Source organism: Quadrisphaera sp. DVD1 (assembly GCF_058932755.1).
On sequence record NZ_JBZYWI010000127.1, the window covers coordinates 1 to 9241 of the forward strand.

The window sequence follows — 9241 nt, forward strand, 5'->3', positions numbered from 1 at the left end:
CGGCCAGCCCCGCCAGCCCCAGCTCGGGCTGGGCCGTGGAGGAGGACGCCGCCAGGAGCGCGCACCCGGCCAGCGCGCCCACGGGGACGGTGGCCACGGACAGCAGGGCGCGGGGGACCCAGGACAGGCGAGCGGCGGGAGCGCGGTGGCGGGCGCTGGTGGAGGTCATGACGTGAACACTACGACCCCGCCAGCACCGCTAGCACCACGACACGCCGTGCGTCACTTCCGATCGCTCCAGTCACGCCAGTCACACCAGTCACACGAGTCACACGAGTCACACGCCGGCGCGCCACCCGCCGGCGCCCCGGTCAGCCGATGAGGTCGTGGTCGAGCAGGTAGTTGTGCGCGACGTCCTCGGCCAGGAGGCGCTCGCTGTCGACCTGCCCGTTGAGGATCGCGAGGTCCTCGGTGGTCAGCACCTCGGCGAGGCTGTTCAGCTTCTCGGTCAGGGCCGTGTCCTGCGCGGTGTCGGCGGCCACGGCGGGCACGAGGTTGTCGGCGAGCTGCAGGTGCTTGTCGTCCTCGAGGATGACCAGCTGGAACTGGCCCAGCGTGCCGTCGGTGGTCCCCACCAGGCCCAGCTGGGCCTGGCCGGCCTGCACCGCGGCCTTGGTCTCCGGCGTCGAGAACCCCAGCGGCAGCAGCGAGGAGATGCTCAGGCCGTAGGTGGCCTCCAGCCCGGGCTGGCAGAACGGGCGGGTGGCGCACTCGGGCGGGGCGGCCAGGGCCACCGGCAGCCCCCGCGTCGCGAGGTCGCTCAGGGTGGTGAGCCCGTTCTCCTCGGCGAACCGCTCGGTGACCGCGAAGGCGTTCTGGTTGGCCGCCTGCGTGGGCTCGAGCAGCTCGACCCCGCGGGCCTCCGCCAGCGGGCGCGCGGCGGCCACGGTGGCCGCGGCGTCGCTCGTGGCGATCGGGGCTGCTCCCTCGCCGTTGGCCTGGAGGTTGAGGAACTCCGCCAGGGTGGCCGCGTACTCGGGCACGACGTCGATCTCGCCGCTGGCGAGCGCGTCGAAGTACAGCTCGCGGTTGTCGACCGAGACCGTCTCGGTCTCGTAGCCGGCGTCCTGGAGCAGCTCCACGTACATCGCCTGCATGATCGCCATCTCGGTGAAGTTCGCTCCGCCGACGACGATCGTCTCCGCGCTCGCGCTCGGGCTCTCGCTGGCGCCGTCGCCACCACCGGCGGCGACGTCGTCCGCGGCGCAGGAGGACAGGACGAGGGCGAGACCGGCGATGCCGGCCAGCAGGAGCGTGCGGGGAGTGCGGGTCATGCGTGCCGCCTTCTGCGTCTCGCGGCCGCTCCGGCCGCGCGTGCCTCGCGGACGCCGGTCAGCGTCCGCGAGGACGCGCCCGCCGGGGGGCGGGCGCGTCCTGGGGTGGTGCGATCACCCGATGCAACACCGCCGCCGCCCCGTGCGGTGCGGCGGGGTGGATCACGATGTCGTCACGATAGAGCGCCGGCCCCGGCGCCGGGAGCGCCCGAGCGGGTCGGCCCACCGGGACAGCAGCGCTCCGGCGGCGTCGACGACGAGGGCCAGGGCGGCCACGAGCAGCGACCCGGCGACCACCTCGGGCAGGTCCAGCCCCCCCGTCCCCCCGGTCGCGCGGACGATGATCGTGCCCAGGCCGCCGAAGGCGACCAGCGCGGCGATCGAGACCGTGGCCACCACCTGCACCGCCGCCGAGCGGACCCCCGCCACGACCAGCGGCGCGGCCAGCGGCAGCTCCACCCGCAGCAGCACCTGCCAGCCGCTCATGCCGGTCCCGCGGGCGGCCTCGACCACGCCGCGGTCGACCTCGCGGACGCCCAGGACGGTGTTCGTCAGCACGGGCGGCACGGCGAACGCGGTGAACGCCAGCAGCGCCACCTGCGGGGTGCGGCCCAGGGCCAGGACGAGGACGACGAGCAGCGCGTAGACCGGGACGGCTCGGCCGGCGTTGGCGACCTGGACCGCCAGCACGTCCCCGCGACCGGTGTGGCCCAGCCACAGGCCCAGCGGCAGCGCGAGCAGGCAGGCCAGCCCCACGGCCGCCGCCGTGAACGCCAGGTGCTGCGCCAGCAGGGCCGGGACGCCGCCCGACCCGCGCCAGTTCGCCGGGTCCGCGAACCACTCCCCCACACCGACCAGCCAGTCCATCAGCGCCTCCGCCAGGGGGTGGCCACCCGCTGGACCGCGAGCAGCAGCAGGTCGAGGGCGACGGCCAGCGCCACGCACAGCGCGGACGCCGTGAGGACCTCCGCGTGGAAGTTGGCCCGCTGGCCGCGGGAGATGAGGTCGCCCAGCCCTCCGTGGCCGACGACGGTGCCGACCGTGGCCAGGGCCACCGTCGACACCGCGGCCACCCGCAGGCCGGCCATCGCCGCGGGCAGGGCCAGCGGCGCCTCGACCGACCACAGCATCCGCAGCCGGCCGTAGCCCATCCCGGCGGCGGCCTCGCGCACCTCGGGGTCGACGGCGTCCAGCCCGGCCAGGACGTTGCGCAGCAGGATGGTCAGCGAGTACAGCGCCAGGCCGGTGACCACCGTGGCCGCGGTCAGCCCCAGCATCGGCACGAGGAGGAAGAACAGGGCCAGCGAGGGGATCGTGTAGATCACCGTCGTGACCGCCAGGGCGGGGCCGCGGGTCCGGCGCAGCCGGTGGGCCACCAGCGCCAGCGGCAGGGCCAGCAGGACGCCGAGCGCGAGCGCCGAGAGCGTCAGCACGAGGTGCTCGCGCAGGGCCTCGACCAGCTGGTCGGAGCGGGTCTGCCAGTACAGCGGGCACACCCAGTCGTTGCGCACGAGGCAGTTGTCCGCGACGGTGGCGCTGTGAACGGCACGGTGGACGACCGGGATGGTGTCGGAGGGGCCCACGGCCCGGACGGTACTCGCGAGGCGATGATCCGGCTGAGCGGAGTCTCGAAGCGCTACCCGGACGGCACCGTCGCGGTGCGCGAGCTGGACCTCGCCGTGCGCCCCGGCGAGCTCGTCGCGCTCGTCGGGCCCTCGGGGTGCGGCAAGTCGACGATCCTGCGGATGGTCAACCGGCTGGTCGAGCCGACCACGGGCACCGTGAGCATCGACGGTCAGGACGTCACCCGCGCCGACGCCGTGCGCCTGCGCCGCGGCATCGGCTACGTCATCCAGCAGGTCGGCCTGTTCCCCCACCAGACGGTGGCCGCGAACGTGGGGACCGTGCCGGGCCTGCTGGGCTGGGGCCGCTCGCGCACCCGCGCGCGCACCGCGGAGCTGCTCGAGCTCGTCGGCCTGGACCCGGCCACGTACGCCGGGCGCTACCCGCACGAGCTCTCCGGTGGCCAGCGCCAGCGCGTGGGCGTGGCGCGGGCCCTGGCCGCCGACCCGCCGGTGCTCCTCATGGACGAGCCGTTCGGCGCGGTGGACCCGGTGGCCCGCGACCGCCTGCAGGCGGAGTTCCGCCGGATCCAGGGCGAGCTGCGCAAGACCGTCCTCTTCGTCACCCACGACATCGAGGAGGCGGTGCGCCTCGCCGACCGGATCGCGGTGCTCAGCGAGGGCGGCGTGCTGGAGCAGCTCGCCGACCCCGCCACGGTGCTGGGCGCGCCGGCGAACGACTTCGTGGCCGACTTCGCCGGCTCCGACCGCGGCCTGCGGCGCCTGGCCGTCACGCCCATCGAGGCGCAGGACCTCGTGCACCCGGTCACGGTGCTCATGGAGGACCTCGCCACGACCGCGCGCGCCGCCCTGGCCGGCGCCCCCGAGCCGTACGCCGTGGTGCTGGACCGCGAGGGGCACCTGCACGGCTGGGTGTCCGCCCGCTCCCTCGCCGGGGCGGGCGGCGTCGTGGCCAGCCGGGTGCGCCGCTTCGACGACACCGTGCAGGTGGGCGACTCCCTGCGCTCGGGCCTCGCGGTGATCGTCCAGCACGACGCCGGCTGGCTGCCGGTGCTCGAGCGCGACCGCTACGTCGGCGTCCTCACCCCGGACGCGGTGTACGCCGCGCTGCGGCGCACCGCTCCCGTCCACGACCCGGAGCCGCTCCCCCGCGGCTGAGCCGGCCGCGGTCGCCACCAGAGGGCCGCCGCTGACCCGCGAGCCTCGTCGTACCGGTCGGACCACGCCGATCGGCCCGCAGGTCGGCGGGGTGGGCCCGAGTGCTGCACCAGCGCGGCACCCTCGTCGCGCGACGGATGGTGCTCGGCGGCCGGCTGCTGGAGGCCGCGGCGCGCGCGAGCGCTATGGGCTGGCCCCCAACCGTTCCCGTACGAGGATCGTTGTGCGGGCTGCCTCCGGCAGGGGATCCATCACGGGGATGGCGGCGTGGTGCGTCCAGCGAGTGGCCTGCGCCACGACCGCCACCCCCGGCAGGTGAGGTAAGCCACCAGCAGGAGTACGGACAGGGCGCCGTCCCAGACGATGACCTCTCCCGCACCTGAGGCCTCGGAGCCGAGGAGGAGTGCAGTGACGATGAGGGCGACCTTGTGGGCGATCACGAGCTCCCACAGGCCGCGGTAGCCCAGCGGGTTCCACGCCAGGAGGGCGAACAGTCCCGCGAAGACCACCAGCCCGTAGGCGCGCCACGTCTCGACCACCACCGTGGCCGAGGTCTCTGCTCCGAGGTCCGCGACCGCGAAGACCGCGGCCGATCCTGCAGCGACCGCAGCCACCCCCATGAGCACCCGGGCCGCGCGAACGCCTGCCGGCTGGGCGCGCTCGGTTGCGCTGGTAGTGGACCGCCCTCTCGTCGTGGCCACGTGTTCCCTCCACGTCCGCGCTGATGACCGGTCGCTCGACCGCGCACCCTGATCACGTCGGTGCACCGCTCGAGCGCGGAACCACCGCGTATCGGACGGGGCGGTCCGGCGCCCCAGCCATCAGGATGCCGCACCGGATCACCAGCCTGGGATCCTCAAATGGCGATTCACTGACAAGTCGAGTCAGGTCTGCCTTCAGGCGGTCCCTGCGGCTGGCAGGCCGCTGGCGATCAGCTCATCGGTGACCGCTCGTAGGACGCCAGCGGCCAGGTCCTGCGCCTGAGCCGTTGAGCCGCTGACCTCCACGCCGACGAGGAGGTCCCCGACCCGGGCTGCGCCGTAGGTCTCCTGCAGTCCCGTGGACGTCGTGGTGGTCGCTGCCCACGTCTGCTGTGCGCGAGGGACGCTCAGCGGTACGGGGAGGACGTCGTCCATGAAGCGGCAGATGCCAGCGTCCTGGACGACGTCATCGAAGGCTGCCGCTCCGCGCCCGGTGCGCCAGCCGGTGACCACCAGGGTGACCGCGTCCTGCCCTCGTCCTCGCTCGGAGGCCCAGGACCACTGCCGGCCGGCGATGTTGAACGGCGCCCTGCTCGAGCAGGCCTGGCCGGGGACGACCGGCTGCAGGCGGTACTGGCCCAGGTCCAAGGTCGACGCGTAGTCGGCCGGCAGGGCCGACGCGAGTGAGGTGACGTCGGGGATGGCGTAGGCGACGGCGGTGCCCTGCGGTACTCCGGCGTAGTCACCGCTGGGAGTGGTGGCCACCGCGCCGACCGGAACCTCAAGTGCGTCAGGGGCTGTTCCCGGCGAGGCCGACGGGCTCGCCGGCGTGGGTGCGTCCGTGGGAGCCGATGCAGCGCCGGGGTTCGCGAAGGCCGGGGGGCGATCGCTGGGAGGCGCGGCCGAGGACGCCGGTGGCGACGACGCGCCACCGGCGCAGGCCGTCACGCTGACCAGCACCACCCCAGCGGCCAGGACCGCTGCCGCGGACGGGGTGCTCCGTCGACGCACCCAGCGGTGACTGAAGAACAGGGATCGCATCGTCGACCTCCGAGTGCGGCGGCACTGCTCCTGGGCCACCGGGCTCCAGTGTGGCCTGACCCGGTGCGATGAGTGCACGCGACGCCGGAGGTCCTCGAAGGTACCCAAGCGGAGGACCTCTGCCTCGGTCAGCGGCCGTGTGCTCGCCCGCGCCGTCGCAGGTGAGGATCCCGCCAGGCGACACGGAAGCTGCTGCGTGACGCTGAGCCACTGGGGCTGTCAGAGTGCCGTGTGCGCCGTCGCCAGCTCGCTCTCGTCCTGATGCTCCCAGGCCTGGCTGTCACGAGTGGATGCGCAGGTGTGGGCGGCGGGTCCTTCGAGCGGCCGGCGATGCCCGTCACCGAGCAGGAGCAGGCCGATGTGCTGGCGTGGGAACTCACCGAGGACCTCGACCGTGTCCGCGACCACCACGAGGCCGACGCGATGGTCGCCGAGCTGGTGAGCGTTGACTCCCCGTCCATGGCCTGGGCTGATGAGCTGGAACTCCTGAGCGCCGAGGGCGCCACCGGGGACTCAGACGGCGCGCGGATCGAGGTGCGCCTGATCCCCAGCGGCGTCATCGTCGCTGAGGGCGCGGCGGAGCAGCACTGCTACCGCTACGTCGTCCGTCCGTGGGGGGTGGAGGACCACGCTCCCCACCGCACCGACTGCGACGACCGGCCGGCCCAGCTGCTGCCCGAGCGCGTCGATCCTGCGACCATCGCTCCCGACGCTGAGCAGGTGTTGGGCCAGGCCCTGAGCGCCAACTCCGACGGCACCGACCCCGACGTCGACCAGGTGCGGGCCGCGGTTGCGGGGCTAGTGGACCAGCGCGGTTCCGTCACCGTCACCGAGGCTGACGGCGCCATCGGAGTAGGCGTCTTCGTTCCGGATCCGCGGCGGGACTGCCTGCTCGGCCGGCGCACCAGCTCAGGCCAGGTCGAGGTGTGGCACCCGGATGACGTCCTGGTCGCGCCGGGAGAGTCCTCCTGCGATGGGGCTACCGCGGCCGCCGGTGGTGCAGCGGGATCACCTCACTGACCGAGGACTGCGACTGGTTGGCGCCTCACAACCGATCGCTCTGCGGGCTGCCTCAGGCAGGGGATCCCCGAGCGACACGGGGACGCCATAACGGGCAGCTCGAGGTGGTCAGGCGACAGCAACGGCCTCCAGTTTGACGCGGCGCCGTGCGAGCCGGGAGTTCAAGGAGTACGTCACTGCAGCGCTCGCGCCCGCCGCGATAGCCAGCGGCAGCCACCACAGCGAGGACACCGCCGTCAGCACGATCAGCGTCGCGGTCATGACGGCCAGCAGCCCGGGCGTCCAGTAGCCGCCCATCTCACGCCATCGAAGGTGGGCGATCCGCAGCGCCAGGCGCCGCTGACCCTCAGAAGCCGGGGGCAGGCCCTGACGCACCAGTCGCTCAGCCGCCAGCAGCTCCTCTTGCTCACCGGGGACGTCCTCCTGCAGCTCCCGCCAGGCCCGGTGGTCGCGGCGCGCCCCGACGAGCGTGCAGGCGCCCAAGACCGCAGCGAACACTGCCCTGGACGCGAGGTCCTCGCTGGGGTCGTCCCCTAGGGCCGCCGTGCTCGCCCACGTCGCGGCGAAGATGAACAGCGCCATCAGCGCCCAGCGCAGCCACCAGCGGGGAGGCTCGAACCAGGAACGCCGCGCACGGGTCATGGGCACACCCTGCCGCTGCCGCGATCGTCGGTCGAGGACCCTCTTGCGGAGCACGCCTCGGCCACCGACCGACGATGGCGGCCACGCTCAGCAGCCAGTCCCAGATGACCCGCCCGCAGGACTGCCCGGTGATGGGGCGTCTACCGGGAACACCCACAAGGGCCGGCCCTCGGCGCGACCCACCGAGCGGATCGGGAGGACGACGGTCGGCGACGCGCGGGTCTCGACCACTGCGGAGAGCCGCACCGCCCCGCTCGGACAGACCACGCGCTGCACCGTGCCGCGGTGACCCCACCCGATGTGTCTGGTGATCCAGGTCGTGTCCCCCAGCGCTGAGCCCGCGGCTCAGCGCTCCCGGGCCTCCACGGCGCCCGAGCCCGGGTCCTGCCCCTCGTCGCGGTCGTCCGGGGGCAGGCGGCACCAGCGCTCGACGACGACCCCGGCCACGGACAGCGCGGCGGCGGCCACGGCGGCGACCAGGGCCAGCAGCAGCCGCTCGCGGCGCGGCTCGATGTCCGCGGTCGGCACGAGCAGGAGCACGACCGCCGCGTAGGCCCCCACGAGGGCCGCCCCCGCGACGCTCGTCGCCCGGGCCAGGACGAGGGTCCGCGCGGCGCGCAGCGGGTCCAGCGGCCGGGAGCGGTCGCCGCGGTTCCAGCGCCGCACGGGCCACCCCGAGCCGAGCACCGCCGCGGCCAGGACCACGAGGCCGGCCGGCGCCGTCCACGGCACCCGCAGCGGGCCGAGGTCGCTGCGGTCGATCGCGCCGAGCACCACCCAGCCCACGACCGCGGCGCTGACCGCCACGAGGAGCAGCGTCGACGCGCGCACCGGCCTCATCGCGGGTCCGCCCGGGGGCCCGAGCGGGGGTCCAGGACGACGTCCGGGCGCGGCCGCACCCCCGCCGCGGCAGGGTCGCCGAGCGCTGCCGCGAGGTCGCCGACCCGCCCCGCGCCCGGCAGGACGTCGTCCGGCGCCAGCGCGGCCCACGGCAGGAGCACGAACGCCCGATCGCGCGCCCGCGGGTGCGGCACCGCGAGGCCGGCGTCCGCGGCCACGAGGGCGCCGTAGGCGACGAGGTCGACGTCGAGGGTGCGCGGGCCCCAGCGCTGCTCGACCGCGCGGTCGCGCCCGTGCGCGGCCTCGACCGCGGCGCAGGCGGTGAGGAGCCGGCGGGGCGAGGCGCTGGTGCGGGCCCGCACCACCGCGTTGAGGTAGTCCGGCTGGGGCGGGCCCCCGACCGGGTCGGTCTCGGCCACCGCGGAGGGCTCGACGTCCGAGAGCTCCGGCAGCGCGGCGAGGGCGGCCACCGCCGAGCGCAGGGACGCCGCCGGGTCACCGGCGTTGGCCCCCAGCGCCAGGACCACCGGGACCGGGCGGGCCGGGACGGCGTCCAGCAGGTCGCCCCGCCGCCGCGCCACCCGCAGCACGACGTCGTCGAACGGCACTCCGACCGGGGCCTGCGGCTTGTGCAGCGCGACCTCCACCTCCTGCACGCCGGGGTGCGCCAGGCACGCCTCGGCGACCCGCTGGGCGAGGGCCTCCAGCAGGTCCACCGGCTCCCCCGCCAGCACGGCCACGACGTCGGCCGCCACCACGGAGTAGTCGACCGCGTCGGCCAGGTCGTCGGTCGCGGCGGCCGTGCGGGTGTCCAGGCGCAGCACGACGTCGGCCGAGAAGACCTGGCCGAGGGCGCGCTCGGCGGCCAGCACCCCGTGCCGCCCGCGGGCGCGCAGGCCGCGGAGCTCGACGCGGTCCAGCGAGCCGCTCGTCCCTGCGCTCATCCCTGCGCCCACCGCTGCGCCACCCGGACGGCGTCCGC

The 9241-nt window shown here is 75.0% G+C and carries 10 protein-coding genes; 2 read left to right on the plus strand and 8 right to left on the minus strand.

Going from position 1 to position 9241, the window contains the following annotated elements:
* Positions 1–311 precede the first annotated feature (311 nt).
* The 3 genes from AC5FZL_RS13120 to AC5FZL_RS13130 form a co-directional block, all read right to left on the minus strand.
* On the minus strand, positions 312–1274 hold the full coding sequence (locus AC5FZL_RS13120) for an ABC transporter substrate-binding protein (RefSeq protein ID WP_493619309.1): 963 nt from the start codon (positions 1272–1274) through the stop codon (positions 312–314).
* 162 nt (positions 1275–1436) lie between these two features.
* Positions 1437–2141 carry an ABC transporter permease gene (locus tag AC5FZL_RS13125; RefSeq protein WP_493619311.1) on the minus strand — a complete coding sequence of 235 codons (705 nt, stop codon included), beginning with the start codon at positions 2139–2141 and terminating at the stop codon, positions 1437–1439.
* The gene (locus AC5FZL_RS13130) at positions 2141–2839 is read right to left on the minus strand and encodes an ABC transporter permease (RefSeq protein WP_493619323.1); all 699 of its coding nucleotides are present in this window, start codon (positions 2837–2839) and stop codon (positions 2141–2143) included. Before AC5FZL_RS13130 ends, AC5FZL_RS13125 begins: the two co-directional genes overlap by 1 nt.
* A gap of 42 nt (positions 2840–2881) precedes the next feature.
* On the opposite strand from AC5FZL_RS13130, the gene AC5FZL_RS13135 reads away from it, so the two are divergent.
* Complete coding sequence (locus AC5FZL_RS13135) at positions 2882–4015, plus strand: ABC transporter ATP-binding protein (protein ID WP_493619313.1); 1134 nt, start codon at positions 2882–2884, stop codon at positions 4013–4015.
* 251 nt (positions 4016–4266) lie between these two features.
* Here AC5FZL_RS13135 and AC5FZL_RS13140 read toward each other — a convergent pair whose 3' ends face one another.
* Together AC5FZL_RS13140 and AC5FZL_RS13145 are read right to left on the minus strand one after the other, a co-directional pair.
* Positions 4267–4629 (minus strand): hypothetical protein, encoded by a 363-nt coding sequence (locus AC5FZL_RS13140; protein ID WP_493619315.1) that lies wholly within the window; start codon positions 4627–4629, stop codon positions 4267–4269.
* 282 nt (positions 4630–4911) lie between these two features.
* Positions 4912–5481, minus strand: coding sequence for a hypothetical protein (locus AC5FZL_RS13145; RefSeq protein WP_493619317.1), 570 nt, complete (start codon positions 5479–5481; stop codon positions 4912–4914).
* 606 nt (positions 5482–6087) lie between these two features.
* On the opposite strand from AC5FZL_RS13145, the gene AC5FZL_RS13150 reads away from it, so the two are divergent.
* Positions 6088–6777 carry a hypothetical protein gene (locus AC5FZL_RS13150; protein WP_493619319.1) on the plus strand — a complete coding sequence of 230 codons (690 nt, stop codon included), beginning with the start codon at positions 6088–6090 and terminating at the stop codon, positions 6775–6777.
* A gap of 108 nt (positions 6778–6885) precedes the next feature.
* Here AC5FZL_RS13150 and AC5FZL_RS13155 read toward each other — a convergent pair whose 3' ends face one another.
* From AC5FZL_RS13155 to folK, 3 genes are all read right to left on the minus strand, one after another.
* The gene (locus AC5FZL_RS13155) at positions 6886–7419 is read right to left on the minus strand and encodes a hypothetical protein (RefSeq protein ID WP_493619320.1); all 534 of its coding nucleotides are present in this window, start codon (positions 7417–7419) and stop codon (positions 6886–6888) included.
* A gap of 345 nt (positions 7420–7764) precedes the next feature.
* Positions 7765–8250, minus strand: a complete 486-nt coding sequence (locus AC5FZL_RS13160) for a DUF3180 domain-containing protein (protein WP_493619321.1) — start codon at positions 8248–8250, stop codon at positions 7765–7767.
* A gap of 5 nt (positions 8251–8255) precedes the next feature.
* Positions 8256–9241, minus strand: a 986-nt coding sequence (folK, locus tag AC5FZL_RS13165) for a 2-amino-4-hydroxy-6-hydroxymethyldihydropteridine diphosphokinase (RefSeq protein WP_493619322.1), incomplete at its 5' end; no start/stop codon positions are given.

Coding starts and splice junctions, on each gene's coding strand:
- AC5FZL_RS13135 (WP_493619313.1), top strand. CDS start 2,882: ATGATCCGGCTGAGCGGAGTCTCGAAGCGCTACCCGGACGGCACCGTC.
- AC5FZL_RS13125 (WP_493619311.1), bottom strand. CDS start 2,141: ATGGACTGGCTGGTCGGTGTGGGGGAGTGGTTCGCGGACCCGGCGAAC.
- AC5FZL_RS13155 (WP_493619320.1), bottom strand. CDS start 7,419: ATGACCCGTGCGCGGCGTTCCTGGTTCGAGCCTCCCCGCTGGTGGCTG.
- AC5FZL_RS13120 (WP_493619309.1), bottom strand. CDS start 1,274: ATGACCCGCACTCCCCGCACGCTCCTGCTGGCCGGCATCGCCGGTCTC.
- AC5FZL_RS13150 (WP_493619319.1), top strand. CDS start 6,088: ATGCCCGTCACCGAGCAGGAGCAGGCCGATGTGCTGGCGTGGGAACTC.